General features: G+C 41.6%; 25 protein-coding genes. 7 read left to right on the forward strand and 18 right to left on the reverse strand.

From position 1 onward, the window contains the following. The coding region (traI, locus tag F0228_RS24150) for a conjugative transfer relaxase/helicase TraI (RefSeq protein ID WP_171762932.1) at nucleotides 1-4,509 on the forward strand (4,509 nt) is incomplete at its 5' end. An 18-nt stretch (nucleotides 4,510-4,527) separates the two neighbouring features. Here the strand turns inward: traI and F0228_RS24155 are convergent. The 13 genes from F0228_RS24155 to F0228_RS24215 all read right to left on the reverse strand — a co-directional run bounded on the left by F0228_RS24155 (nucleotide 4,528) and on the right by F0228_RS24215 (nucleotide 13,860). Continuing rightward, nucleotides 4,528-4,887 (reverse strand): hypothetical protein, encoded by a 360-nt coding sequence (locus F0228_RS24155; protein ID WP_171762933.1) that lies wholly within the window; start codon nucleotides 4,885-4,887, stop codon nucleotides 4,528-4,530. A gap of 601 nt (nucleotides 4,888-5,488) precedes the next feature. Further along, nucleotides 5,489-5,935, reverse strand: coding sequence for a lytic transglycosylase domain-containing protein (locus F0228_RS24160; RefSeq protein WP_171762934.1), 447 nt, complete (start codon nucleotides 5,933-5,935; stop codon nucleotides 5,489-5,491). Nucleotides 5,936-5,987: 52 nt separating this feature from the next. After that, nucleotides 5,988-6,323, reverse strand: coding sequence for a hypothetical protein (locus tag F0228_RS24165; protein WP_016786841.1), 336 nt, complete (start codon nucleotides 6,321-6,323; stop codon nucleotides 5,988-5,990). A gap of 76 nt (nucleotides 6,324-6,399) precedes the next feature. Beyond that, entirely contained in the window at nucleotides 6,400-6,786 is a 387-nt protein-coding gene (locus F0228_RS24170) for a hypothetical protein (RefSeq protein ID WP_171762935.1), read from the reverse strand. A gap of 40 nt (nucleotides 6,787-6,826) precedes the next feature. Then, nucleotides 6,827-7,210: a hypothetical protein gene (locus F0228_RS24175; protein WP_171387433.1), complete on the reverse strand. Its 384-nt coding sequence runs from the start codon at nucleotides 7,208-7,210 to the stop codon at nucleotides 6,827-6,829. Between the two features lie 717 nt (nucleotides 7,211-7,927). After that, entirely contained in the window at nucleotides 7,928-8,224 is a 297-nt protein-coding gene (locus F0228_RS24180) for a hypothetical protein (protein WP_016800122.1), read from the reverse strand. Between the two features lie 103 nt (nucleotides 8,225-8,327). Continuing rightward, nucleotides 8,328-8,813, reverse strand: a complete 486-nt coding sequence (gene radC / locus F0228_RS24185) for a DNA repair protein RadC (RefSeq protein ID WP_171762936.1) — start codon at nucleotides 8,811-8,813, stop codon at nucleotides 8,328-8,330. 51 nt (nucleotides 8,814-8,864) lie between these two features. Beyond that, nucleotides 8,865-9,296 (reverse strand): hypothetical protein, encoded by a 432-nt coding sequence (locus F0228_RS24190; protein ID WP_171762937.1) that lies wholly within the window; start codon nucleotides 9,294-9,296, stop codon nucleotides 8,865-8,867. Between the two features lie 1,109 nt (nucleotides 9,297-10,405). Beyond that, nucleotides 10,406-11,119, reverse strand: a complete 714-nt coding sequence (locus F0228_RS25890) for a hypothetical protein (RefSeq protein WP_253820331.1) — start codon at nucleotides 11,117-11,119, stop codon at nucleotides 10,406-10,408. Between the two features lie 23 nt (nucleotides 11,120-11,142). Then, complete coding sequence (locus F0228_RS24200; protein WP_253820332.1) at nucleotides 11,143-11,556, reverse strand: hypothetical protein; 414 nt, start codon at nucleotides 11,554-11,556, stop codon at nucleotides 11,143-11,145. Between the two features lie 141 nt (nucleotides 11,557-11,697). Then, a complete protein-coding gene (locus tag F0228_RS24205; RefSeq protein ID WP_171762938.1) occupies nucleotides 11,698-12,102 on the reverse strand; it encodes a hypothetical protein in 405 nt (134 codons plus the stop codon). Further along, on the reverse strand, nucleotides 12,092-13,066 hold the full coding sequence (locus F0228_RS24210) for a ParB/RepB/Spo0J family partition protein (protein ID WP_171762939.1): 975 nt from the start codon (nucleotides 13,064-13,066) through the stop codon (nucleotides 12,092-12,094). Before F0228_RS24210 ends, F0228_RS24205 begins: the two co-directional genes overlap by 11 nt. Next, nucleotides 13,063-13,860, reverse strand: a complete 798-nt coding sequence (locus F0228_RS24215) for a ParA family protein (RefSeq protein WP_017098126.1) — start codon at nucleotides 13,858-13,860, stop codon at nucleotides 13,063-13,065. The genes F0228_RS24210 and F0228_RS24215 overlap by 4 nt, the downstream gene beginning before the upstream one ends. 262 nt (nucleotides 13,861-14,122) lie before the next feature. On the opposite strand from F0228_RS24215, the gene F0228_RS24220 reads away from it, so the two are divergent. After that, on the forward strand, nucleotides 14,123-14,704 hold the full coding sequence (locus tag F0228_RS24220; protein WP_171762940.1) for a DUF2913 family protein: 582 nt from the start codon (nucleotides 14,123-14,125) through the stop codon (nucleotides 14,702-14,704). 96 nt (nucleotides 14,705-14,800) lie between these two features. On the opposite strand, the gene F0228_RS24225 is transcribed toward F0228_RS24220, so the two are convergent. From F0228_RS24225 to F0228_RS24235, 3 genes are read right to left on the reverse strand one after another with little or no spacing between them, the layout of a single operon-like run. Further along, a complete protein-coding gene (locus F0228_RS24225; RefSeq protein ID WP_171762941.1) occupies nucleotides 14,801-15,010 on the reverse strand; it encodes a hypothetical protein in 210 nt (69 codons plus the stop codon). 37 nt (nucleotides 15,011-15,047) lie between these two features. Further along, entirely contained in the window at nucleotides 15,048-15,221 is a 174-nt protein-coding gene (locus tag F0228_RS24230; RefSeq protein WP_171387412.1) for a hypothetical protein, read from the reverse strand. A 10-nt stretch (nucleotides 15,222-15,231) separates the two neighbouring features. Continuing rightward, complete coding sequence (locus F0228_RS24235; protein ID WP_048659326.1) at nucleotides 15,232-15,468, reverse strand: hypothetical protein; 237 nt, start codon at nucleotides 15,466-15,468, stop codon at nucleotides 15,232-15,234. A gap of 304 nt (nucleotides 15,469-15,772) precedes the next feature. Here F0228_RS24235 and F0228_RS24240 point away from each other — a divergent pair, with 304 nt between their 5' ends. The 3 genes from F0228_RS24240 (at nucleotide 15,773) to F0228_RS24250 (ending at nucleotide 19,088) form a co-directional block, all read left to right on the forward strand. Continuing rightward, the gene (locus tag F0228_RS24240; RefSeq protein ID WP_102308732.1) at nucleotides 15,773-16,264 is read left to right on the forward strand and encodes a hypothetical protein; all 492 of its coding nucleotides are present in this window, start codon (nucleotides 15,773-15,775) and stop codon (nucleotides 16,262-16,264) included. 717 nt (nucleotides 16,265-16,981) lie between these two features. Further along, on the forward strand, nucleotides 16,982-18,154 hold the full coding sequence (locus tag F0228_RS24245) for a hypothetical protein (RefSeq protein ID WP_171762942.1): 1,173 nt from the start codon (nucleotides 16,982-16,984) through the stop codon (nucleotides 18,152-18,154). Between the two features lie 295 nt (nucleotides 18,155-18,449). Further along, on the forward strand, nucleotides 18,450-19,088 hold the full coding sequence (locus F0228_RS24250; RefSeq protein WP_171762943.1) for a hypothetical protein: 639 nt from the start codon (nucleotides 18,450-18,452) through the stop codon (nucleotides 19,086-19,088). A gap of 312 nt (nucleotides 19,089-19,400) precedes the next feature. On the opposite strand, the gene F0228_RS24255 is transcribed toward F0228_RS24250, so the two are convergent. After that, the gene (locus F0228_RS24255) at nucleotides 19,401-21,671 is read right to left on the reverse strand and encodes an AAA family ATPase (protein WP_253820333.1); all 2,271 of its coding nucleotides are present in this window, start codon (nucleotides 21,669-21,671) and stop codon (nucleotides 19,401-19,403) included. 263 nt (nucleotides 21,672-21,934) lie between these two features. Between F0228_RS24255 and F0228_RS24260 the strand changes: the two genes are divergently transcribed. Continuing rightward, nucleotides 21,935-23,173: a hypothetical protein gene (locus F0228_RS24260; protein WP_171762945.1), complete on the forward strand. Its 1,239-nt coding sequence runs from the start codon at nucleotides 21,935-21,937 to the stop codon at nucleotides 23,171-23,173. A gap of 168 nt (nucleotides 23,174-23,341) precedes the next feature. Beyond that, nucleotides 23,342-23,938, forward strand: coding sequence for a tyrosine-type recombinase/integrase (locus F0228_RS24265; RefSeq protein ID WP_171762946.1), 597 nt, complete (start codon nucleotides 23,342-23,344; stop codon nucleotides 23,936-23,938). Nucleotides 23,939-24,159: 221 nt separating this feature from the next. On the opposite strand, the gene cysS is transcribed toward F0228_RS24265, so the two are convergent. Next, a complete protein-coding gene (cysS, locus tag F0228_RS24270; RefSeq protein WP_102474948.1) occupies nucleotides 24,160-25,533 on the reverse strand; it encodes a cysteine--tRNA ligase in 1,374 nt (457 codons plus the stop codon). Nucleotides 25,534-25,581: the final 48 nt, after the last annotated feature.

Here is a 25,581-nt window from a genome sequence, read left to right on the forward strand (position 1 = left end):
CACATGCGCACCCACGTTGAATCCAGCACGCTCAACAAGCTTGCTATCCCTGAAAACCAGCAGCGTATCTTGACTGACCTGTACCACTCCACCAAACAGTTCCATGTGGTCAATGTACACGGCTCATCACAAGATATTGCGCAGCAGCTACTCAATGTAGGCAATCACAGCGGTAAGCGTGTCCAATTGGTCTCCCAAAGCGTGAAAGCCAAGACTGAGGGCATGGAGAGCGTACAGCGCAAGAGTCAAACACTCAGCGCCTGGATCGGTCAGCTCTTTTCACCAGAGCAGCGCCACACCACCCACAGCTTATTGCAAAGCGATATGCCGCTGACCAATAAAGACGTCTTGCTCATCGATGACGCCAATAAGATGAGCGCCAATGAATTGTTGGCCCTCACAGATAAAGCCAAACAATCGAGCAGTAAAGTAGTGATGCTTAATCGTGTATCAAGCCGTCAGGGATTTAAAGCCAATAACGCTATCTCGCTGTATCAAAAAGGCAATGTGGAGAGTCATTCTTGGGTTGGCAAGCGAGCCAGCCATACCAACGTAAAACTGCATGACAATGATACCGATAGGATAGCGCGGGTGTACTCAGACCTCCCCGATAAAGCCAACACGCAAGTGATTGCCACCTCCAGCGTCGAGCAGCGGCGGTTAACCGAAGCGATACGGGGCCAACTGAAAAATACTGGCGCCCTCGCCAGACACGAAACCACCCTATTCACTCAAACCCCTCACCACCTCTCTAAAGCGCAGCAACCCCTCGTTCAACACTACAAACCTGGCATGACACTCACCCATTGGGAGAAAAACAAACCTCAGAGTTTTGTCATCGCCAGTATCGATAAAGAGAGCAACACCATGACCGCACTCAGCAAACACGATGGACAGTCACACACCTTTGACCCGTCCAGTCGCGCCTTTAAGCACATGAAGATGCAAATCAATAAACCGCAAAGTCTCAACATCGCCCAAGGCGAACGCCTTCGAACATTAGGCAAACACTTCCCTGCTGGCTTGGACGCGAACCAAAGCTACCTTGTCACTCACCTTGACAAAGAAAGCCTCACGCTTGAGAGCAAAGGGGAAACGCAGCGCGTCAACTTAGAAAGCTTAAAAGACGCGTCGCTGCAATACGACTACGTTCACGGCGCCCACCATATTGAGCCAAAAGCCCATACTTTACTGTCTGGCAAAGCGTTTACCCTATCTAAGCCCCTGATAAACGACCTGACTGAAAAAACAGAGCGCCTTGATATCTTCACCGACAAACCAGACAAAGCCCAAAGCGCACTTGAAAAAGAGCAGGTCTCCCCGTCAGCCATTGAGCGCGTATTACAGACGCAAAACGTCAACGACCGCTACCTAAACGACGTCACCCAAGATTTACTAAAGCAGGATGTCAGTCAGGCACTGTCAACACTAGCCAAAGCGCAAAACGCCCCACTCATCGAAAAAGCGGTCAGCTTTGCCCTGAACCACCTCTCAGAGCGAGAAGCGGCGTTTAGCCAAAAAGCCTTAGTCGTGGAAGCGGTGCGTTACGCCTTTGAAGAAGCCGGAGGCTCTATGACCAAAGAGCAGGTTGAAACAGAGCTGACTAAGCGAAGCGACACCCTCTCTGCAGAGTACAGTGACGGCACACGCTGGACGACGCAAGCCGCGCTAGAAACTGAAAAGCGCATCTTGCAAAACATCGATGATGGTAAAGACCAACATCAACCTTTTGCAACGCCTAAGCAGGTGCAAGACTTTCTCGACACCAAGCCTCGCTTAACCCAAGGGCAAAAGGACGCCATCACCCTCATCTCAACCACCAAGGACAGCTTTGTGGCCATCCAAGGGTTAGCCGGTACAGGTAAGTCCACCATGCTTGAATCCAACATTGAACTTATCCAGTTAGTCAAAGAAGCCAGCCAGCAACCAGAGCAAAGCGTCATCGGTCTTGCGCCCACACACGCCGCCGTTTCAGAGCTCGAAAGCAAAGGCGTGAAAGCGCAAACCCTGGAGAGCTTACTCTCTGACATCCGACAAGGAAACCGCGATGCCAGCGACTACCAACACACCTTGTTCTTTCTCGATGAAAGCTCCATGGTCAGCAACAAGCAAGCCGATGAGTTCACAAAGCTGGTCAATGACAGTCAGTCCAAAACAGCCAAGTTGGGCGATAAAGAGCAGCTTTTATCACTCAGTGCCGGTAAACCCTTTGAGCTGGCCATAAGCCAAGGCCGCATCGATACCGCTTACATGACCGATATGGTACGTCCACAAAATGACACCTTGCACAATGCACAGCAAAACACCATTGATAAACAGCCGCTCAGCGCCCTAGACAAACTCCAGCAGCAAGCCCCTGATACTCAAGGTAACAGTCAACATGTCATTTCTACGCTGGATGAAAACGACAAAGACCGACGCAGAGCGCAGCTCACCGCCACAGAGAAGCTGCCTTATGTGGTCGCCAAAGACTATTTAGAGCGCACCCCCGAAACGCGAGACAACACACTGATTATCGCGTACACCAACCAGGAGCGAGACACCATCACCGAACACATCCGTGTCGGTTTGATGAAAAAGAGTGAGTTAGGCAAAGAGAACGTCATCGCAACGAGGCTACGCTCAATCGGCGCGACCGGGGAAGAGCTCACCACCATGATGCCGTATCAAAAAGGCTTGATACTGAGCACCAAGCCCGGTGAGTACGCCACCATTACTCACGTAGATTCAGAGCATGGCGTAGTGACACTTCAAGACGCGAGTACAGGTAAGGCAAGGCCGTTCTTACCGCGTAACCGTGACCACCGCTTCACCACCCTGTTCTCTACGTCAGAAAAGCCACTTTCAACCGGCGATAAAATCATCACCCGTTTTACCGATAAAGAGCGCGGCATTAAAGCCAACGTGGAGTACCGCATCACGCAAGCGACTACAGACCGTGTTATCGCTCAATCTAAAACAGGACAAACACTCAACCTTAACCCTAATGCGCTTAAAGACGGGCACTGGGACTACGCTTACAGTCGAACCGCAGACATGGCGCAAGGCTCCACCTATCAACACGTCATTAGCGCGATACAAAGCAAAGGCGCACTGACCAACTTAAGACGCGCTGGTATCGATGTGACTCGTGCCAGTCAGCACATTCGGCTCTATACCGACAACACCAAACAATTGGTCAAAAGCTGGCTTTCTAAAGAGAGCCACAAAGCCAGTGCGATAGAAACCCTTAACCAAATCCCACCCAAAGACACCACTTACTTTAACCGAAATGCTCTGCCTCATGAGGACGTCCGATTCCAAAATAAAAGCGGTGACTTTGACTACAACACATTTAGGGAGCACATTAATACGCAACTACCCAAATACACCGAAAGCCTCGCCATTCAGTTATTAGGCCAGCCGAATCAATCCAAATCAGACCGGGATTATTTAACCTTTGGCATTGGAAAATCCGCGCTTAAAGTCACCTTAACCGGAGAGCATCGTGGGTATTTCAAAGACTACACCACAGGCGAAAAAGGCGCATTGATTAACCTTATTATGAGTCATAAGGAAATGAATTATAAAGCCGCAATGAATGAAGCGCACAAGATGCTCAATGAGCCGGATAAATATCAATTAGAGGAAAACAGTAAACACGACAAATTACTGAGCACCACCCCAAGGCATATTGCGCAATTTGAAGAACGGGCTAAAGATTATATCAATCAAAGCTTACCGATGGATAACACGCTGGCCCAAACGTACTTAAACAAGCTCGGTGTCAATAACATTGAAAACAACCATGTAAAATTCCACCCGGCGGTCTATTCATCCGAAGATAGGTCTCTTCATCCTGCGATGTTAACCAACATCCACAATAAAGAAGGTGAAACCAAAGCCATTGAAGTGACCTATTTAGACACTCAAGGCAATAAAGATACCTCCCTAGACATTAATCCAATAACCCTAGGCACAAAGTCCAAACAATTAACCCAATTCCATCAAGGAGAGAATTTAAACACCACCATCATCAGTACCTCGATTGAAAACTCTTTCTTAATTCGAGACCAAACCCAAGGACAGATTGATATTATCAATGTCAATCATAAGAACGACATTCAAAACATCTCCACCGATGAACTGAGACAGAACATCATTATTGTATTAAATCACGGCAATCACGATTTAAACCCGAACAACATTGAGAAAATCGTCGAGAACTTTAACGGTCGAGACATTCAATTCATGTCAGACGATCATCTTAAAGAGGACATTAAATCGTGCATTGATAAACTAGAGCGAGATAACAGCGCACATAACATTGAATTAAATGAGTCACATATTTCTCATCAAGAGAACGAATTAGACACCCTCAACTACAATGAGAAAAAAGAAACCGACAGCCAATCACTCGATCACTTTGAGGCAAAAGAATATTCCCCTCAACAAGAGATAGAATTTAATCACTCAGAGAAAGAGAGTCATTGGGAAGACAGAGAAATCGACAGAGAGTTAGAGCGATAATATAAGGGTAGCCACTGGCTACCCTTTTTTTTCGCCTTCAAGATACTCGTCGACGCTTTTATCAACCAAAGCGGTGTTGGATTTTCTTTGCTCAATCGAATCCGCTTTATTCTTATAATATCCCTCCCCATCAAAGCTATGCGCCAAATTTAAATTTAACACGCCTTGTACCTGCCTAACTCTACGATACGTTTCTTCCATCAACTCACGGTTCGACGGCCGCTCATCGTCACTGTCATTCAGCTTGATGCGCAACGCCAAGGTAAAAAGCTGACGAGTTGCCTCGGCATCACTTAACTTTTCTCTGTCTTTGAACTTCTTAAAATCTTGCTCTAGCTTCCCTCGAAGGGAGCTTTGTAAAGGGTAAGAACGTGACATAATTTAGCCTTTTCTCCTCAATGAATGTCAATGAATGTCAATGAAGCCCACCTTTAAGCCCCAATGAAATCCAATAAATTCTCAATGTAAACCCATTGTACTTTGTTTTAAAAAAACAGCCACAACCTTATTGCAAAAGGGATAAATAACAAGTCAATTAAATCCCATTGAGTTTAGATTGAAATCACCACAATCCCTTACATAGAAAGGCGTCAATGATAATTCAATGTGATTACATATTTTTACACTGGGATTTCAGCGGCTAATTAGTTGAGATTTTGAAAATTTTTTCACGCTCTATTTCGCCTCCAATAATAAGCATAAGTCATTGTTTTTATAGATTTTAAATTCATCACAGACAACCATTTAAATCGTTTACGATTTAGCGTGGTGTGTGGTCACCAACTCAACTAACCAACAACTCAGAACGAATGATCTGAGTTCCTTAATCAAAGCGACGGGAAAAACTGACAGCGAAAGACAAAAGCCGACCAGGTGGCGAATGAATCTGACGAACGAGGGATGCGGGGGGATCTGGAAATTGAAGGAAGAAAGAGAGAGGAAAAGCTAAAGATCTTGCACCGTTATGGTGCAAGATCTTTTATTGAACGTTCATCTTAAAATAAACCGATTGGACTTTTTGGATGTATATTTTTCTGGCGCTCTCGGTGCGTTTGGAAAAACCCGCATTATACGCGCCGACACTGTTCCAGTTATAACCATGACTAGAAAAATTAGAACTTAATACCCACGCGCCAAGATGAACATTAAAGCAAGGATTATAGATATTTGTTTCATTCACATTAAATTCGGATAGTCGATCAAACCAATGGGAATTAATTTGCATCAATCCAAAGTCACGACTAACCACCTCACCGACTCTATTTTTATTTTCATTGTACGCGTTCGGTTTTAAGCTACTCTCTACCGTGGCAATGGATTTTAAAAGCTGTGGATCGACATTATAAAATCGCCCTGCCTCATCAAAGCAAAAAGCCCAACTGAAACACGGCGATAACAACGAAAGATAAAGTAATGGTTTCATCATAAAAAAGAGCCCTAATAATAGGACTCTCATTTTATGCCATCCCATTGAGATATCAATATTCACAAGGTAATAAAATTGTGGTCACGCTGCGGTCACGTTCAGTTATTATCCAAACCGATTGATCACAAATCGTATAATTCGATATCACTCTCTCGCCTGTTTTGGTTGCTTCGTCATTGGTGATTTTATCTTCAATGCAAGTCTCTCCCCAATCTCCACTTTGGTGACGCTGCAAATAAATCGACAAGTTAGCACCGACATTATTATCTAATAACTGCTCAATACCTTGCGTATAGACCACTTTACCCAAAGAAAACGGCACGGCCGTACAAAAGTAACATTTTGCTTTCGTTTCTTCTCTATCTTGTGTAGCATTCAGAATGTTCATTAAATCTAACTCCGATGTAATTGAACATGCCTTGATATTTGAGACAGCAAATATCAAGGCGCTTTAATTTTCACGCTTAATAAACGTCTTCCGTTTTACGAATATGATTAAACACTTCATGAATTTCATCGTAAGTGATGCCATACCCTTCGAGCTTTTCCACACAATCACAAATATCATTGGTGTAGAAACACTCATGATTAAATAACTCACGACGAATGATCGCCTTTTTCCCGTTCTCTTTGATATCTTCGGCGATCCCTTCTTGAGCGATTGAATCCAAACGAGTCATTAATTGCTTCGCGTTATCGGTGGGACATATTAAACCCATACCTAGCGACGCGTATTTCACGCCCTCTTTTTTTTCATCATCGAACTGTTGATTAGAAAAAGCAAAGAACGCCCCGGTCTCATTAAAAGCCTGAGTTTGTTTGTCTTGAATATAGTGTGAGAGATATTTCATTATTTAAGTCTCCATTTTATAATTAGGGGGTATCAACTCTTTATACTTCGATATATTGATGGCTATCTGTCACCCACCCCATGACGACAGCACGACTATTCAGCCCTACTTTATTCGTCTCAGTAATCACATGACCTCTCGCGATGCCTTGCCCCCAGTACGGCTTATTGAGTTCTGTTTCTGGGAACAAAACCGTCAGTTCTTGCCAAACACTTGAATGTCTTGCTCTTGCTTTTACATGAGCGGCAATCACGACTATATCTTCCACAGACTTTAATTCTGATAGGGCAATATCACGACTTAGCCCTACTGGGTGCACGCTCTTAGGGATATCATTTTTTGGTGAGCTTTCGTGCTCCAGCGGCGAAACGCTGGTCACTGAATTTGAATTAGAGAGAGTTAGGTTTGAATTTTGTTGCGCCATTAAGATTTTCCTTTTGTTTGAGTATCACTTTTCGGAGCCGCTTGGCTGTCCGCTCTCTCAACATCGTTCTGCTTTGCAAGGGCGCGCAGCGTTCATTTACCCTTGCAAATCAGGTTGTGGGGAGAGACGGTTAACAGCCTGCGAGCCCGTAAATGATGCGAGTGAAAGGAAATCGGCGCATAAGAAAACAAGCCTTACTCGAACTTATTCAAAGGCAGGGAGAGCAACGAGGAGGCACGACGAGGCGCAACGAACGCAGTGAGAGAAGTGCGTTCAGGATTGCAGCGATATCCTTTTAGATAGGGACTGTAGAGAGGCACATTCTGGAGCGGCACGCAGTGACTCACCAGGGTGATGCCACTCTTAGGCCATAGATGAAAGATACAAGCGAAAAGCCTTGCCCCGTAGGGGTAACGCCCAATCCAAGCCCTTATTACGACGCTGTGCTTCAAATCCGCTTTAAACGAACATCATAAAAAACTCGTCAATTGAGCCCTATCAGCCACGCAACCACAAATTGACATCAATACACTGTAATACAATCAAGCACCGAGCCAATGGGCCTACAGCCCTACTGAGAGCCAGCTTGACGACCGCTTGCGGTCGAGCCTTTGGCTCAACGTCTTTTAGCGCGAGCGTTGAAGCGATCGAAGGACATAACGAGGACAAAAAAAATGCCTCTAGGATAAGAGGCATTTCAGAAAACATATTTGAACATTAAACGTTGATATGACTACCAACCCAAAACGCGGCACCGGCTACCGTCGCAATCATCGCGAAGGCTGTTGCAATAATGAGGTTTTTAAGGGAACTCACTTCATTACGAACCGTATCGATTTTATCTGAAAGCTCATTGCGAACCGTGTCGATTTTATCTGAAAGCTCATGACGAACCGCTTCGATCTTCTGATCGAGTTCTTTACGCGTATCATTTAACTGCTCTTGAGTGGCAGCATGAGCGGTTAGGTTGATCAGCTCTTCAACGCTTAATGTGACTTTGCTTGATTCAGACATAATAGAAACCTTATTTAGTTGTCTTTAGTTTACTGCATTACGTTACCGAAGTCATTCACGCCAGAATAGGCGTGAATGAGAAACATTTTTCACCAACTAATGGCTATATCCAACCACGCTCCGCAAACGACACCACATCTTCAAAAGACACAACGAAGTGATCGAGTACTCGAATATCAACCAAGGTTAACGCGTCGGTCAGTCGTCGAGTAATACGTCGATCGGCTTGGCTGGGTGTGGCATCACCGCTGGGATGATTATGATAAAAAATGACTGCACTTGCATTTGTGGCCAGTGACTCCTTGACCACTTCACGCGGGTAAACGGAGGCGGCGTCAATGGTGCCGTTAAACATCTCTTTTGTGCGTAAAACTCGATGCTGACTATCAAGAAAGATCACCCCAAACACTTCGCTTTCATTGGAAGCGAGTGAAGTCTGACAAAATGACTTCACCAATTCAGGGGAATTGAGTGGCGTCTGCTCTGACACAAACAACTTAGATTTTAAAATGCTCGCGGCATGGTTCAAGATATCTTTTTCTTCTACAGAGAAAAGGCTGTGATTAGAGTAGTTAGCAAGTACAGACATAATAGGTCCCTTTTAATATTTAAAGTCGTAATGGGCGGCGCTCAGTCCGTGTTATTGGCCATACAAGCTAGTCAGAAGGTCTTTCGCTATTTCTTGATGCTTAGCGGTCGTTTCAACGTTTCTCTCTTCTTTTTTCGCGTAGGCATAATCTTCTCGCATCTGTTTCACAGTCGTCACTCGGTCACATACGCTAATGCTCACCCCTTTTCCTTTCTGGCTTTCCTCCAAGATCAAAGAATCGGTATAACCAAACTCCTTAAGTAAAATCTCATGCACTTTGACCGCTCGAACAGTCGAATTAAAGTCAGTGGAATTTACCCAGATAAGTCCTTTTGAAACCGTAGCTGAAACGGTCGAACGAACTGCACGTTCAACGACCCGACAGGAGATATCATTTTTTGGTGAGCTTTCGTGTCCAGCGGCGAAACGCTGGTCGCTGAACATCAATTTAGGGAGAGTTGGGCTTGAATGTCGTTGTGCCATGAGGAGTTTCCTTTCTGTTTGAGTATCACTTTTATGGAGCCGCTTGGCTGTCCCTACCTCAAACAGGGTTCTTCTCTGCAGGGGCGCGAAGCGTTCATTTACCCTTGCAGAGAAGGTTCTGATTGAGGAGGGTCAACAGCCTGCGAGCCCCATCAAATGATATGAGTCGAAAGGAAAATCGGCACATAAGACAACAAGCCCTTACTCGAACTTAATGGATGTCAGTGAAAGGAGTGAGGAGGCACGACAAGCGGCAACGAGGAAGAATGACGAGGCGCAGGCGTTCAGGATTGCAGCGATATCCTTTTAGATAGGGACTGTAGAGAGGCACATTTTGGGGCGGCACGCAGTGACTCACCAGGGTGATGCCACTCTTAGGCCATAGATGAAAGATACAAGCGAAAAGCCTTGCCCGAAGGGTAACGCCCAAGGCAGAGCTTAATTGTTCTAGGGAGGTAGAGACTAACTCTCCTACCCCCCAAGATCATTAATATCCTTTAAACTAGCTCTTTATTTTCATCCTAGGACGATGAACCATCAACTAATTCAATGATTTTCTACAACTCATCGCTCTTAATCGAACCGTTATAATTGGCCTATGCCATAGCGAGTACCATTTGATAAAGCACATCCGTTCTTAATGTGCCGGCACGGCTACCAGACTATTCATATCGTTTACACATTGCCATATCACTGCTTTTACTGGCATTGAATCGAACTTGGATAGGAAAATCATTCATGATTAGCATCAACATTGATGTATTCAGCTAAACATTTAGCAATTTCGCCGTAAACACTCGTCCGGTGAGAAATCACCAAAATACGTTGTAGTCATATATCGATACTAACCCTGAAGAATAGACACATAATCCTTCCATACCCGCGTAAGGTTTGTGCTTGTCCAATTTTGCATGCAAAAGTCACAATGCGAAATTGAAAGTCACTCGCCACGCGTCCAATGAGCTTTGAGTTAGGCCTAACAGAAGTATTCTCATACTCTCTAAATTAATCATGAGCAATTTTGCATGCAAAATCGAGTGTCGCTTTAACGCTCTTTGAGTTTGATAGAAAAGAACGTTAAAAGAAGTAAAGAAGGGATATCGCTCAAATCAATCCTGAACAATCTTAAACTCAGATCGTTTAACTTTTGCATCAATGGCTCGATTATATTTTTCAAGACGCTCTATTTGCCCCTTGTATCTTTCATCGACTGTACCTACAAAAGCCGCATCGAGCTTTGAAGTAAGATCAGCTAGTCTCGCTTTAGGTTCATTTATTGGCTCTCCAGAATACGTCCAGGCACCGAGAATCCAAGTAATCACACGCTCTTCTAGCTCTCGTTTAAGAGTATCAACATTGTAATGTTTCATTCGTCGGCAATGCTCTTCATCAGGAGTTACCACACCACTGTAATCCTCAATATCAAAATCGTTGATACTAAGCGTAAAACCGATTCGTAGGTCATTCAACATACATAATAGGTAGAAGTGATTTCTAGAAAAAGTCGTGAGCGGATACGAGCCTGAACCTTTAATGTATGCAATAGCAAGTTTCTTAGCTAAAGCCTGTCTAGCGTCTTTAGCCCGTTTTTTTTCTTGCTCATCTCTAAGTCGTTTTTCTTTAAGGTGAGTGAATTTATATTTAACACTGTCCAGAGCTTCTCTAGCTTTCACGATCGCTTCAATTTCTTCTTCACTAAACAGTGATTTAGTATTTCGATCTCCTAAAAGCTCCTTAGCTAAACCATTACTTAAACGAGTGATCGCGGTTTGCTTTTTCTTGGCCTTATCTGAATCCCAATACTTGAATAGTTCTTCGTTCATAACTTAACTCCTAGAATATTTAATCAACCGAAAACACTTAACCCTTTGTCGGATATACGCCAATAGATTTTGGCCGTGTTTCTTTGATAGCAATCACCAATAACGACTTGGCCATCTTTATCTAACACTCGTCGCTCAATAAAACCCGCATCGAGTAGGAGATAGAGCACCTTATGAGAGTTACTAAGACTCGGCACATCGAGTAGCTGCTCTTTAAGTGAATTCGCCTCATAGAAAAAGGTTTCATCATCTAATTTCAATCGTTCGACCTTGTCATTATCCAAGTTGTGATGACAAAGGTTCATGATCGTTAAAAGCTGAAAACAAAGTGATTGTCTAGGTAATTGAGAAAGCTCATGTAAGTGCTTAATTCTTTGTTCATATGAAAAAATCATGACGGATTCTCTTGTTTGTTTTTTTTGTGTCATTGACTGCATTGACGCGACCAATCTTCGCTCATTGATTCTTGGTTTGTGAGAAGTTTGGATTTAGTCTTCTCAAATAGCATACGCGCGCCAAGTTCTCAGTCTTCACGTTGTTCTTCTACATTATTTAAAAACGCCGCAACTAACGTTCAGTTATTCGTATTCGCCGGAGTTCTCATTTTGTGCTTGCTTTGCAAGTTCTAGCCACTCGCCTAATAACACTTTCCAACTTTCATTGATTGGGTAGTCATTCAAGAGCAGAAAGCGAGCTGTAATAGCTTTTTCAATATCAGTATTTGGCAACCAATCAAGCTCAATCAACAAGTCAAAGGAAGCTCTACAAGCCCATTGAGGAGCGCGACTTTCAATAACCCAAGATTTTATTACTTCACCTGGAGGGGGGGACCTATGAGCAACATATGACCGATCGACAGCTCTAGTCGTTATTTGTTCAATGGCTTGAGTAGCACTGCCTTCAAAATGTAATGAGTACAACTTAATTAGGTTGGCTCGATGAGCATTCACTAATTGAGCCAACTTTTTTTTATTAGTGGACATGTTCTATCGAGTGATACCCAATCACTGCAATATCTCTGGCTGGTACTGTCAATCTCCCTGGGCTAGAATCGAGTACAATAACTATTTGGCCACTTTCGGCTTGGCCATTGAGATCAATGAAGCCTTGCTCACCCTCAAACGATATTCTTATTCCATTACTTTGTGGGGTAGGGGTAGCTCCTAGTACTTTAGTTTGAGAGACTTCATTTAAAGGCTCTTCATTCGTTACTTTTTGATGCTCAGGGGAGGGTTGTTCTTCATCTGCTTGTTTTGATTTAGCCTCTTTCTTAGAAGCCTTTAGATTTTTTACAAGCTCTTTAGCTTCTTTACGTGAGACAGGAGATTTAAGAAGTTTCTTGGTTTCTTCCTCGTTGAGTTCTCCTGCAATACGTAGAGAGTTGACCGTATCAACATCACGGATAATGCCATTGTGATAAGCAAGTTCAATATAAGGAGGGCATTGAGCTGCCTTTCGAAAAGCGCTAATACGAGACTCAGATAAGCTCACAACATTAGCTAGATCTTTGTTCTCAACAATCCCTTGCTCTTCCATTAGCAGCTCTAAAGCGCGGCCTGTCTCAAAAGGAGTAAGATCGTTTCTATGAAGGTTTTCTGATAGTTGCGCTAACACTGTTCCCGCGTCACGCACCAAACATTCTACGTGAGTGATTTTATCACTCAGGTTGGCCGCTCTCCAACGACACTCACCCACTTGTATTTTGTAGCCACGAATATCTTTATGAGTCACTACGATGGGTTGAAGCTGTCCAATATCGTCCATATTTTTAGACAGATCGGCAATGTACTCTTCATCAAAGAATTTACGTACTTGTTCAGATGAATAGATATCCTCTTTAGGGATCAGAACAACGCTCTCGCCAGGTTTTACCTCGTTGATTTCTTCATTGAGCAACGATTTTGACTTGTTTTTCATCAAAGATTTAAAGTCTTTTTTACTACTCATGATAACGCCTCCGCTTTCAACTCAAACTCTTGCATCAAAGCATTGATATTGATGTATTCAGCTTTTTTAGCGTCGTACTCTATAATGCTTTGCTTAAACGCTGAGGCTTCTGAAACTCTAGTTGTATGGATCACCTGAGTCTTGAATACCAGGTCGCCATAATCCTCAGACAACTTGGTAGCGAAGTAATCTTGCAGTTGAGTAGGGACTTTTTTCACCATATTTAGGTACATACCTAATACAGATACATCCAAACCATAAGTGCTTTTGATACGCGCTACAGATTTAAGAATTTTCGATACACCTTGAAAACTGTCTTCTTCTGCTGTGGTAGGAATCAACAGACCATCACACGCGATAAGGGCCGAGTATTGCAGGTTTCCAACAGAAGGGGCGGTGTCGATAAATACGTAGTCGTATTGTTCAGCCAGTTTATTTATGTTTTGAGCAAAGAAACCAATTTCATCATTTGTACAGTTGTTAAGACTGCTGATATTGAAAGTAGCACCAAAGATATGAAGATTTGAATTGAGTTCGACAGGCTCACCATAGAACTCTTCATCGAAGAATGAAATGACATTCGCCTCACCGACTTTTCGAGTGATAGAGGCGGGTTTCGCTTTGCTCTCGTCATTTTGGTCAAAATACTTATCCGTCAAATTACATTGCGGATCCATATCTACAACCAACACTTTTTTACTGCGCACATGAGAAAAGTAGTAAGCCAAGTTAACAACAGTAGTCGTCTTACCAACTCCTCCTTTTTCATTACCGATCGCGACGATTTTACCCATTAGTATTACTCCTTTGAGACTGGCGTTAACGCCTGATTACAAGGTTAATACTACGGACAAGGCATTAAAAAGTCAATAAGAAAAAACAAGATTTTGCATGCAAAATTGATCGGTCATAATTTATACACAATTTCAGGGGATAACTACCGAATAACTTATGAGATCTTTTATCAAATTCCAACTATCGTGATACGCCTCTCTAAGATGTTGACGCGACTTTTCTGATAAACTAAGGCTTCAGTTATCTAGATAGAATAAACTCATGAGTCGGAACCTTAAACACTATCAAGCCCTTGATGAACTTGTAACAAATTCACTTCTCGGACTGTATTGCACGATGAGTCAGCAAGGCGGATTTTGGACAACTAAAAGAAGAAACGAGCTGTTAGTAAAGTTCATCAAACCAAAAGTAAAGTGCCCTCAGTTTTCGACATGTAAAAATGAACTAAAAACAATGCTCAGTATTGGCCGCAGTGGAACAGGTAACCTTGAAGCAAAACTATGGGATATCAATCGACTGAATCTCGAGTATCAAGCCAAATTCTCACAGGCTGACGAACTCTATATCATGTTAACGGAATTATTTGAGCAGTATCAATTCCCATCGATGCTGGAAGATATAGAAAAAGAGATTGAACGAGACACTCTCTACATGAAAGAAAAAAGCGTTGAGCAAGGATTTGATGAAGACAGCAATCAAATAAAGCCATTGGCCATGACAGTGAAAACCCATCGATTGAAATTGTTAATTAAAGCACTGCAAGCCAAAGGGATTTATCGCGTTGAAATTATTAGTGAAGATAAAGATGAAGTCATTCACCTTTTACTGCATCGTGAGAAGTAAGGGGACACTACTAAGGAGAGTGATAACTTCTATAAACATTTTTCTATTAGTTAATATGCTCACGAAAACAAGCACATCTAGTAAGAGCAGGGGGCTCTAGTCTATTTTTTTAACAATAAGAATAGAGACAGTAGGATGGTGCTCTACTACTTTTATAACACCTCCACAGCTCCCATTTTCATGATCCCAATAGACTGTATCACCTTTGCCTACTGGATTAGCAAAATACGCAATAGTCCCTTCTGAACGCTCTACCTCTTCACTATCCTGGCTAACTATTATGAAATACTTAAATTTGTCAGTCATTTTTTTTCACCCTCGTTAAATGTTCCAAAAACAGTGATTAAAGCATCAACAAACTCACCGGCTTTAACTTCACCAAGAAAACACGGCTTGAAGGAATCTGTAACCATATATTTTCCTTAGCAGGAACGTAGATCATCGAATCTGGATTAGCCGCTAAATAGTCTTGAATAAATGTGGTCGAACCAATTTTCCAATCTCTTATTTTTCGCATACTTTATCTATTAACAGCGTCTTAATGCTTTATCGTGATACTTCATTGTTGCCGCTCCCATAGACAATGTGCTAACAGCAAAGAAAGCAAACCAACGATAATTTAGATATTTAGTTACGGCTGACAATGCATCCGTTGGTACTGGTGATGTCCACGCAATAATGAAACTAATAACGCTACCTAACATAAGAGCAACGGTAATAATTATTCCAGTCTTAACTTTCCAATCAAAAAATTCAAAAAGCATGTTCTCCATTCCCTACGATATGAGATCAATTTAACGTCATGACAAATACTATACATACTGATGTATAGAAAGCAAACGACTTGACTTAAATAACGTCATGACAGAAAATAAAAATCATGAAAATTCAAAACGGCAAAAGAGGGCGACCTAAACAGGACGTAACTCTTGATAAAAAACAAGAAATTCGATGTACAGAGAATGATAAAGCGCTGTGGAAACTTGCAGCCCAAGATCATGAATCGGTTAGTGAATGGGCTAGAGAAATCCTTACGCGAAGCGCTAAGAGGAAGGTTAAGGACAGTTAATGACTTGGAAAGGTTTCACTATTGAAGGCGACTTTTATGACTTAACCCATCTACAAAGTACCTCTCATGACATCGAGGTTGATGGTAACTCAGTAAAACTACATGTTAGTTACGCCAATCACTGCTTTACTGATGAGAAAGAAAATGGGCCAATACTTTTTAGGCAGGAAGGGCGATACTGGTGTCATGAGAGATACCAACGCAGCATAGAACTTCCGGATCTCATCAAAAATAAGCTTATCGATAACTATGCTGTGCCTTACATGACCAAGAAAGGCGAATCCTATCATTACATGGAAGCATTTGATTACGCTATCTTCTTTAGTATTTCTAAACCAAATGGCACTACCAATAAATTGAAACTTAGAGTCAATTCAGCTTATGAGGTGGACGACTGGGGTAAAGGAACTCTACCGAAGGGTAAAGCCAAGCGTGTTAGCTGGATACTTTCACAACGACTCCAAGGAAAGTCGGTGCTTAAAAGAAAGTAGTAGATATGAAAAAAGCACCCTAAAGGTGCTTTTAACAAATAAAAAATCTGGTCTGGTCTTTATCTTGGATTATCCTGTTCACTGACTAGGGGAATCTCTTCCGACACCAACACCCTCAAAGAGAGTTCCAGTATGTGTTGACACGTCTAATATTACGCAATAGCGTATCAATTACCAATAGATTTTACCTATCAAAAAATCAAATACCTCCCAAAATTCCTATCTGAAAAGCCATATCAGCAATTGTTAGTATACTCACAGTATTTGTATCTGGGGTTTTGTGCCCATTTCAGAGAAAAGTCCAATGTGAGTCGCCAGCTCTTTATTTATAAGGGCTGAATGCTGAGGTATGTTTCTTGGGCCACCTCTTATAGCGTCAATGCTGTTTGGTAATTAAGGTACGACAGAATCGCTTGGTGATCACACTTGAAACCAATCAGATTAAACGATGCTTCTGAAACTCACTTTTGCCCCATTCCTTTTCAGCGTGAAAGTTCACTCACAATCTGTGATTGTACGTTTTCCTTACCTGTAGTTATCCGAAGGAGTGTCGAAGTAAGCTTTTTAAAAATTATGCGTCATTTTGCAATCTAATACCCAACACCTCTCATTAACCTATTGATTATCAATTGAACTGTGATTGGGAAGGCTGCATGATAGGAGTATTAAAAAGCGACTAAAAGCCGTATAAAAAGCGTTATACCCACCGGAGGAAAAATGGACTTTAATGAATCAAATAATCCTAGCGTAGATAGGTTGGTTACTATGTACGATACATTAAAAAGTCTAGGGGTATTACCTACAGAGCTTGAACGAGATGCGTCTGTATTGTCTGTGATCAAAAGTTTTAATTCATTATTTAAAGATCAGGCTTGGGTGCTAAATAATTACTTACCGCTAGCGTGTTGCGAAGAGGCTGTGATGTTAGCTCTGAGCGAAAAGTTTTCTCAAGCTGAGGATGTATTGATTAAAGGGGTTGATGAGGGACTTTCCCTTTTTATGCAACACTTATCAACGGCTAAAGAATTTGAAAAACGTTCAGATATTCTGAGCAATGCAAAAGAACTACAGTTGCAGAAAAATTATGGTGCAGTTGTCCCTCTCTTGTTAATCGCTATTGATGGTATCTCCAATGATATTAGCAATCTTGGGCTATTCGCCCAAGAATCGAACATAGGCGTGTGGGATTCTATATGTCAATATGATGATGCTTTTACGTATTTACAAAAAAACTTTCTGACCAAAAGTCGAACAAAAACAAATTTCGATGAAATATTCGTTCCTTTCAGGAATGGAATCTTACATGGCAGAGATGTGAATTATGCCAATGCGAGTGTGTCAGCTAAATGTTGGAATATATTGTTTGTATTACGTACTTGGTACCGTGATAAAAAAGATGAGTCTTACAAAAGGCGTAAGCTCGATGCTGAGCAACATGTTTCGAAAGAAAATGAAGAGTTGACGAACTACTTACAGAAGTTTGATAAGCGTGAGAATGATCTTTTATTTATTGAAAGAACAGGCGCATCAGAAGTCGCCAATACTTTTTTTGAAAGCTGGCAGCAAAAACAATGGGGTAAGATAGTTCCCCATATGTACCATCTAGTGGGGAAGCAGCGAGGTAAATCAGCGAAAGAAGTCAAAGAAACATTCGATAATTTTGAGTTGCTTGAATTTAAGTGTTTAGGGGGACGCTGTGATACACCTAGTAGTGTGGTTTTCGATGTATATGTGGCTATTTCTGTGGGAGCGGAAAGAGAGGAGCATCAGATTAAACTTTGGTTAAACTATTCATCTGACGATCTTCTACCTTTACCTATAAATCATCCTGATGGTAGTTGGGGTATCCTACAAAATTCACTGTCAAAAATACTGTTTGGACGGGTATAACAAGCATTTAAGGTTTCAAGATACTTTTTCTAATCTTGTATAAACGATTTAGCGCTATAGGTCTAAATCGTTTTTGTCCAGAACCTTGCTGATGGAGGCTCTGGCACGTTTTTGCCCCTTTCCTTGTCAGCGACGGTCAACCTCACAAATCATAGTGAAGTGATTTGACCTACTTTTTCTCATCCAAGATGGTGCTCAAACTAACTAGGTGTGAACTTGTTCAATTTTTACGACAGTACTAAAAGATATCATCATTTGAATGATACCGAGTTGGCAAGATAGCTCAAAGGTGTGAATGAAAAAGAACTATGTATACATACTCGCTTGCGCTGGAGTCTCCAACAACGAGTTCTTTTATAAGGTGGGAGTTTCCAACCAGCCTTATAAGCGTTGCTACAATATCTCTGTGAGTAGCACCGGAAAGTACGTAGCAGTGCCGATAGCTCGCAAGTACCTAGAAGGCGATCAGTATGGCCTCACTCGAAAAGAGTCTATTGCGTACCAATTAGAAGGAACCGTAATCAACCATCTCAGAGGTAAAGGAAAATCATATACACCCCAGTTTAAATTTTCTGGTAGTAGTGAGTGTTTTACATTGACCGAAAACGAAGTAAAAGAGGTGGTTCAACTATTTAGCTTTGTAACGTACAACACGGCCTTTCCTGAAGTAATCACTGTAGATTCCCACCTAATAGTCATGACTCCTTTGGGAGTATGGAAGACCAATAAAAGCTATCTGAAGGCCAGCGACGGAATCCTTGGGGTACTTGGCAAAGAAATGGCAAAAAAAAGTCCTGAGCTAAAGCCTTTCTATATTGCTACGAAAGAGCAACTCATACAAAGCTTCAGTGGTTTTAATTTGTCTAAGCCAATAGCTAACTATAAATCGCACTTAAAGACTGTCAGGTGTGTTTTCAATGACTATCAACGGTAACTGATAATAGTTCTTCTCAGCAACTTTAGGCCAGACAACTCATGCAATACTGGCGTGCTTTTTCACATGAGCCTCCCTAACTGGTGGAGCAATAAAGGTGATGGCATAGTGTCCAGAACAGTTTTAACTAGGCACGTAACATGAGTTTGCCCCAAAACGTGCTAGCAACCTACAGAACCTAACTTCGGTAAACCTTAATGTGACCAAACTTGGCTCATGCATTTGGCGTATTTACAGGAATGAGAAAATTCCTTACTTCAAAGCCACCAACATTTCGGTTAGTGGCTTTCTAAAGATAGGTATGGGTACTAACTAAACGTAATATGCTTCGTAGTGTGGTTTATCATTCGTACGAATTGCTTCATCAATAATGTGCCAAACCCCCTGTAATTGTGCTTGTAAGGCATCAGGCAGCTCAACGCCAAAGGATATAGATTGTGCATGACTTCTTTCATTGATGAATTCATAAAGCGTTGTCGCTTTAATGGAAGCATTCTCTATATCTTTCAATAAGTGCTGCTCTAAGAAACTGTTGTTATTAGCTCGGAATGGTTTATTGAACCTGAACGTAAAATAGACTTCTAATATCTTTCGTACGTATGCTTGAACTGATATCGCATCAAATTGCTCAGGATTTCGGACTGCTTCTTTGATTTTCGCTATCAAGTAAGCGTATTCAGATTTGTGGTCTTTTAGATTTTTAGGTAACTGTTCCACTGTTGATGCATTCTGCTTACGATTGACCAAGTAGAACTCAGCACGTTTAGGCTTAACGTCATCGCCACGCTTCACCAGTTTGTAGTAATCAAACCATGTCTTCACCAAATTGAAAAACTCGAAATTATGTGTTGATATGAACAACTGCTCTACTTTGTCATGATTCAATTTATCTTTGATAATACCAAGAACATTGTAGATATGGTTCGAATCTAAACTACAGATCGGATCATCCAAGTACACAATCGGTTTCGTGTCCTTCAAGGATTCATCGTCTAGTTCAGTGATGAAATATGCAAAGGCGATAGCAGTGCGCTCTCCATCAGATAGATGTTTTGCTGGCCTTCCTTCACGCATGAACTGGTAGGTTTTACCAACAGGTTGAATTTCAATATCTGTCTTACCAAAATAAAGTCGAAGGTTATCATTTAGGTTGTCAGCACCTTGTTTAACGTTTCGAAGGGCTGCTTTGATTTCCATCACACGATCATTTAAGCGACATAATTCACCTTCTAATTCTCCTTGTTGTTTTTGTAATGCAACAACCTCTTCGCTGGCTTTAGCATGGTTATATTCCATAGTTTCTACATAAACAAAATGCCGTTTAATTGCATCTCGGGCTGCTGTTTGTTCTTTACTATGTTCTCTTGACCGTCTGTTGTGTTCACCTATTGGAATTTTGAGTTGCTCAAGCAGATCTGAGGTGATTGGCATTAGGTAATCTGATTGCGAAAACGGTACAACTTCTTCCATACGGTTACGTTTATCTTCTAACATCTCTAGTAGACGTTTTTTTACCTGCTCAACCTGTTCTTCAAGCTGAGGGATCTTCTCCATTAACTGTTCGAAGTTGATAATTAAATCAGAGTATAGGCTCGTTGTTTTAGGGACAGAATACGTTAGTTTGATGGTTGCTACTTGTTTGATAGCAGCGTTGATTTTTGCTGAAAGTGCTTTGTAAGAGTCTGAAAAATAGGCATTTAGCTCATTTAGCCTAACTTGTTCCAATGGACTCTTACAGAATTGGCAAGTTGTTGCTTCACCATGATGCTTGATACCATCTTCGACCCACTTACGCAGCCCTACGTTGGCTTCTAACTCTTCAATAGTCGTGCGGGTAACCGATTCGGCTAAAATTGTCTGAACTTGGTCTAGTAAGGCTGATGTGTTCTGTACACTAATAGTAGGATTACTGATGAGATCTGATTTTTGTAAGCGGGCTGTTTCTTCAAGTTGCAACCGTTCTTTGTCAGTCTTGAGGTCTTCTGATGAAACCTGTGATAACAATGTTCTTACACCGCGGATGTCAAATTTAGAGTTACCAAGAACACTTAAAGTGTTTACCAACTTAGCAACATCTTGAAGGCGTTGATTTTTTTCTTTATCTTTGTTTTCAGCCAAGCCTTTTAGTTGCTCCCACCCATCTTGTTCTGCGGGGATTAAAACTTCTTCAAGCTGTTTAAGCTCATCCTCTAATTCAATATTACGTTCACCGACTATGAGTACTGGGTTCACGCTTGAATCTACAAAATTAACGTTGTCTTTGATGTAATCAGAATTGAAGACACGGAGGTTTGTTATAGGAATTAACGCAGCACTTGATACAGGCGCCTGTTCATAGCGATCAACCGTAAAATTTGCAGTAGCAAAGTCTTCATGAACGTATCCTTGCTGCATAGCTCTGAAGATACGTGAGAGCGTCGTCTTTCCCGAATAGTTAAATCCATATATCAGATTAAACTGCAGAAATGGTTGACCACCATTCATTTTGGTGTTTTTGAAGATACCGAAGTTCTTTATTGATTTTATGCTCTTAAACATCAAGTTATCCCGACTAATATAATAGGGATATTGTACCAGTTTCATTATGTGACATTTTAGATCTTTAGACAGTTTTCGATACATCAAGTTATGCGTTTTTGTCTAATTGTTGATGGCCACTAAAACGTTTATGTCCAAATCCGTGCTGAAGGGGTAGATCACCGTAACGCAGATCTGCCCCATTTCGTTTTATCTCTTAAGTTAAAGACAATGCTAGCTACAAAATTTGACCCTATTTCTCTTATAGATGTAACCTGCTAACAGTTGAGGTATCTCCTATTAGCTATTTTTGTACAGGGAACATTAGAGTGAATCGAAAACAAGCACATGCGATCTATCACCAACTTTACACTAAGAAATATCCTGTAATGGAAGCTGAAGTCTGCCAGTACTGTGGTACGGATGTGGATTTATCCATTGACCACGTTCCTGCACTTACAACTGCTCAACTGTATGTAACAAGAAGAGATATTGACTTGATCCTCGTTGTGTCATGCATGGAGTGTAATCAGCTACTGACAAATGACTTACTCCCATTATTCAACGATCGCTTTTTTACTTTAAAAGAACGATTGTTGGTACGACACAAGAAAGACCTGTTAAATGAATTTCGTAATGGTTTAAATTGGGATGCAGTATATCTTGAAGAAGCAGACCGAAAGTTCACACATATGCTAGATAGAATAGGATTTGGTCTAGTTCGGTTCGAAGACCTCAACGAAGAAGCGCAGGGAATATTAGCACTTAAAGTTGATTGTTATGAAGAAACACTAGGTCAACTAATTGCTAGCAGGTCAGGTGGGGGGCTACTAGCATATGACAACATCAAGTCAGTTGAAAATGAGGGAGAGGCACTCGAAGAAAGGTGCAGTTACGCAAAATTTCTACAAATCATAAAGTTCCGAAATATACAATCGCAAATTAAATATGAAGCGTGGTCTGATGAAAATTTCGAAAGCCTAAAAGATTACCTCTTACCAGAAGTTCCAAGCGCATTTTACAATAAAGATTGGATCGATATTTGGAAAGAGGCCGATGAACTGATTGTTCATCACATGCCCGAACCAATGGATGAAAGGGATTACTGTTCTCTGGATGAGTTCATAGAAGTCTTAGCCCAACGTTCAATTAATTCTCAAAGAGACTACATGGAGTGGTTTGACGAAAATTTATGGGGGGCGGTGATGTCACTTGATATGCCTGAAGCACCAGAACACATCTACGGTCTCACTTGGAAAGAAATACTTAAGCTATCCAAAAAAATTGAAAGCGAACAAGTTGAAAGCTTTGAAGATGAGTATCCAGAAGACATTGTTGCCAAGCTGGATATTTTTGAGTCTCTGCTTATACCTACAGAGCTAGACTTAAACCAAGTAATACACAGAGGAAGGTTTCTAAAGTTTCTAAAAAAAGCCGAGTTCTCAACGTATGAGTCCTACTGTGATTTCCTAGATATAATCAAAGGTGATGGACTTGCCGTTCATCTCCCGACCAATCCAATCAAAGACTATGATGATTGGAATGGATGGCCTTCTTGTGATGTGTAATGGGGCCTCTCGATTAGAGGTTTTGCAATACTTCTGATAATTCGCCATAAACTAAATTAGCGAGAACTGTAACTCGGAAATGTCCACCGACGTTTCAGAGCTTCCTAAACCCTACTAAATGTGACTGCCAAACTTCATGTTGACCAAAAACACAGAGAGGAGGTCATCATGAGAAAGTTATCTTCTGGAAAATGCAGTGGCATCAAAAGGCCATTTAAGCTTGAAGAGATCTGGCGGATCAGAACTAGGCTGGAGATTGAAAATGATCTGATGCAGCTCGCACTACTGAACCTAGCTATAGATAGCAAGTTAAGAGCAAGTGATTTACTAAAGCTACACGTTTACGATGTTTCTTCGCAAGGAGTTATCTATGAAAGGGTTCAGTGCATCCAGCAAAAAACTGGCACTGATGTCCACTATGAGATTACTCCAAGAACACAGCAAAGTATTAGCCGATGGATTTTTTCAGCATCGCTAGAGGCAAGCAGTTTTCTATTCCCGAGTAGCCGACGCTTTGGGCAACCTATCAGCTACTCATTCTATCGTTCAATTATCAGGAACTGGGCTGCAAAACTGGGACTGAATGCTGACTATTACGGCACTCATTCCATGCGCCGCACCAAAGCCACGTTAATATATGCCAGAACGAAAAACATCAGGGCCGTACAGATTTTACTTGGACATTCGAAGCTAGATAACACAATTCGATACCTTGGCGTTGAGCTAGAAGACGCTCTGAGGTTGTCTGAGAAAACAGACTGCTGACAGGATCTGAAGCAGGCTTTTCAATGAAGCAGGCTTTTCTTCTGAAAAGCCTGTGCCCCAATATAAGCTTAATTAATAACACTGTGGCTTTCATTATCACAATTTTGGCCGACTTTTTCTAATACGAGCCTTATGAATTACGGTGTAAGCTCAAACCAGCCCATAACCCAGAAATAAGAGGCGATTGCTAACCTCTTATTCGGTAAAACGGGTGATTTTAATTAAAGTAACTTGGTTACACTCGATTGATTAGTACTATCGTTAACTTGATATCCCAAAGCTCGAATTTGCTCTCGGATTGTGTCTGCTTCATCATATCGCCCCTGTTCTTTCAAACATTGACGTTGTTCAGCGAGCTGTTGAACTTGTTTGGGGATTGTTAACTGTTCAACCTTATCAAGGTTAAGGCCAAATACTTGATCAAAATAAAGTAGTGTCGCTTTTTTATTGGCAGGCTCTATGGAACTATCAGTGACCTCCCATAATAAGGCGAGTGCTTGCGGCATATTTAAATCGCGGTTGATACGTGCAAGAAATTCAGCTTTGAACTGGTTGTCAACGTTACCACCGTCAGGCATATCAGTGATTTTCTTTCTTAATCTACGCAGTGCCTTTTGTGCGCCATTCAACCCTTCCCAAGTAAAACTGAGCTGGCTACGATAGTGACTGGTTAAGGTTAAATAACGATAAGCTAAAGGATCATAACCTTTGTCGATTAGGCTTTCTAAACGCAGTGTAGAACCCGACTTAGATATTTTCTCATTGTTAATATTTAAGAAGTAACCATGCAACCAAAAGTTTGCTTGTACATGTCCGTTTTTAGCTTGGCATTGTGCAATTTCATTGGTGTGGTGTATAGGAATGTGATCTTCACCACCGATATGTATATCGAAGGTTTCTCCCAAGTACTTCTCTGCCATCGCTGAACATTCAATATGCCACCCTGGGAAGCCATTTCCCCATGGACTTGTCCACTCCATTTGCCGTTTCTGTTCGCCAGTGAATTTCCATAGTGCAAAATCTGTAGGATGCTTTTTCTCCGCCATATCAACGCGAATGCCAGCTTCCAAACCTTCCATATCTAATCGCGCAAGCTTTCCGTAGTCGGGTAACTTCTCTGTATCAAAATAAATACCATCACTGGTTTGATAGGTATAGCCTTTAGCTTCGAGTGACTGAATAAACGAAATCTGCTCTTGAATATGATCAGTTGCTCGGCAAGTGATAGAAGGTTTGAGAATGTTAAGCCTTTCAAGATCAGTAAAAAATGCGTCTTCAAAAAAAGTAGCAATATCCCAAGCTGATTTTTCTTGTTTGCGTGCACCTTTCTCCATCTTGTCTTCTCCAGTGTCACCATCTGATACTAGATGTCCGACATCGGTTATGTTCATGACATGATTAACTTGATACCCATTGATCTGTAGTACGCGTTTTAGGACGTCAACGAACAAATAGGTACGTAGATTACCGACATGTGCATAGTCATAAACGGTTGGGCCACATGCATAAAGGCCAACCTTACGGGGTTGAATCGTATAAAACGGACTCAGTGTTCTATTAAGGGTATTAAAGAGCTGGAGTGTCGGTTGGGTCATAAATCATATCCTTATAAATACAAAAAGGCCGTGGATGAAAACATCAAC

It is taken from the genome of Vibrio sp. 99K-1 (assembly GCF_013114585.1).
GTDB classification, from domain to species: Bacteria; Pseudomonadota; Gammaproteobacteria; order Enterobacterales; family Vibrionaceae; genus Vibrio; species Vibrio chagasii_B.

What these genes read in the sequence shown, in the direction of transcription:
- F0228_RS24155 (WP_171762933.1), bottom strand. Translation starts at nt 4,887, where the DNA reads ATGTCACGTTCTTACCCTTTACAAAGCTCCCTTCGAGGGAAGCTAGAG.
- F0228_RS24160 (WP_171762934.1), bottom strand. Translation starts at nt 5,935, where the DNA reads ATGATGAAACCATTACTTTATCTTTCGTTGTTATCGCCGTGTTTCAGT.
- F0228_RS24165 (WP_016786841.1), bottom strand. Translation starts at nt 6,323, where the DNA reads ATGAACATTCTGAATGCTACACAAGATAGAGAAGAAACGAAAGCAAAA.
- F0228_RS24170 (WP_171762935.1), bottom strand. Translation starts at nt 6,786, where the DNA reads ATGAAATATCTCTCACACTATATTCAAGACAAACAAACTCAGGCTTTT.
- F0228_RS24175 (WP_171387433.1), bottom strand. Translation starts at nt 7,210, where the DNA reads ATGGCGCAACAAAATTCAAACCTAACTCTCTCTAATTCAAATTCAGTG.
- F0228_RS24180 (WP_016800122.1), bottom strand. Translation starts at nt 8,224, where the DNA reads ATGTCTGAATCAAGCAAAGTCACATTAAGCGTTGAAGAGCTGATCAAC.
- radC (WP_171762936.1), bottom strand. Translation starts at nt 8,813, where the DNA reads ATGTCTGTACTTGCTAACTACTCTAATCACAGCCTTTTCTCTGTAGAA.
- F0228_RS24190 (WP_171762937.1), bottom strand. Translation starts at nt 9,296, where the DNA reads ATGGCACAACGACATTCAAGCCCAACTCTCCCTAAATTGATGTTCAGC.
- F0228_RS25890 (WP_253820331.1), bottom strand. Translation starts at nt 11,119, where the DNA reads ATGAACGAAGAACTATTCAAGTATTGGGATTCAGATAAGGCCAAGAAA.
- F0228_RS24200 (WP_253820332.1), bottom strand. Translation starts at nt 11,556, where the DNA reads ATGCAGTCAATGACACAAAAAAAACAAACAAGAGAATCCGTCATGATT.
- F0228_RS24205 (WP_171762938.1), bottom strand. Translation starts at nt 12,102, where the DNA reads ATGTCCACTAATAAAAAAAAGTTGGCTCAATTAGTGAATGCTCATCGA.
- F0228_RS24210 (WP_171762939.1), bottom strand. Translation starts at nt 13,066, where the DNA reads ATGAGTAGTAAAAAAGACTTTAAATCTTTGATGAAAAACAAGTCAAAA.
- F0228_RS24215 (WP_017098126.1), bottom strand. Translation starts at nt 13,860, where the DNA reads ATGGGTAAAATCGTCGCGATCGGTAATGAAAAAGGAGGAGTTGGTAAG.
- F0228_RS24220 (WP_171762940.1), top strand. Translation starts at nt 14,123, where the DNA reads ATGAGTCGGAACCTTAAACACTATCAAGCCCTTGATGAACTTGTAACA.
- F0228_RS24225 (WP_171762941.1), bottom strand. Translation starts at nt 15,010, where the DNA reads ATGACTGACAAATTTAAGTATTTCATAATAGTTAGCCAGGATAGTGAA.
- F0228_RS24230 (WP_171387412.1), bottom strand. Translation starts at nt 15,221, where the DNA reads ATGCGAAAAATAAGAGATTGGAAAATTGGTTCGACCACATTTATTCAA.
- F0228_RS24235 (WP_048659326.1), bottom strand. Translation starts at nt 15,468, where the DNA reads ATGCTTTTTGAATTTTTTGATTGGAAAGTTAAGACTGGAATAATTATT.
- F0228_RS24240 (WP_102308732.1), top strand. Translation starts at nt 15,773, where the DNA reads ATGACTTGGAAAGGTTTCACTATTGAAGGCGACTTTTATGACTTAACC.
- F0228_RS24245 (WP_171762942.1), top strand. Translation starts at nt 16,982, where the DNA reads ATGGACTTTAATGAATCAAATAATCCTAGCGTAGATAGGTTGGTTACT.
- F0228_RS24250 (WP_171762943.1), top strand. Translation starts at nt 18,450, where the DNA reads ATGAAAAAGAACTATGTATACATACTCGCTTGCGCTGGAGTCTCCAAC.
- F0228_RS24255 (WP_253820333.1), bottom strand. Translation starts at nt 21,671, where the DNA reads ATGAAACTGGTACAATATCCCTATTATATTAGTCGGGATAACTTGATG.
- F0228_RS24265 (WP_171762946.1), top strand. Translation starts at nt 23,342, where the DNA reads ATGAGAAAGTTATCTTCTGGAAAATGCAGTGGCATCAAAAGGCCATTT.
- cysS (WP_102474948.1), bottom strand. Translation starts at nt 25,533, where the DNA reads ATGACCCAACCGACACTCCAGCTCTTTAATACCCTTAATAGAACACTG.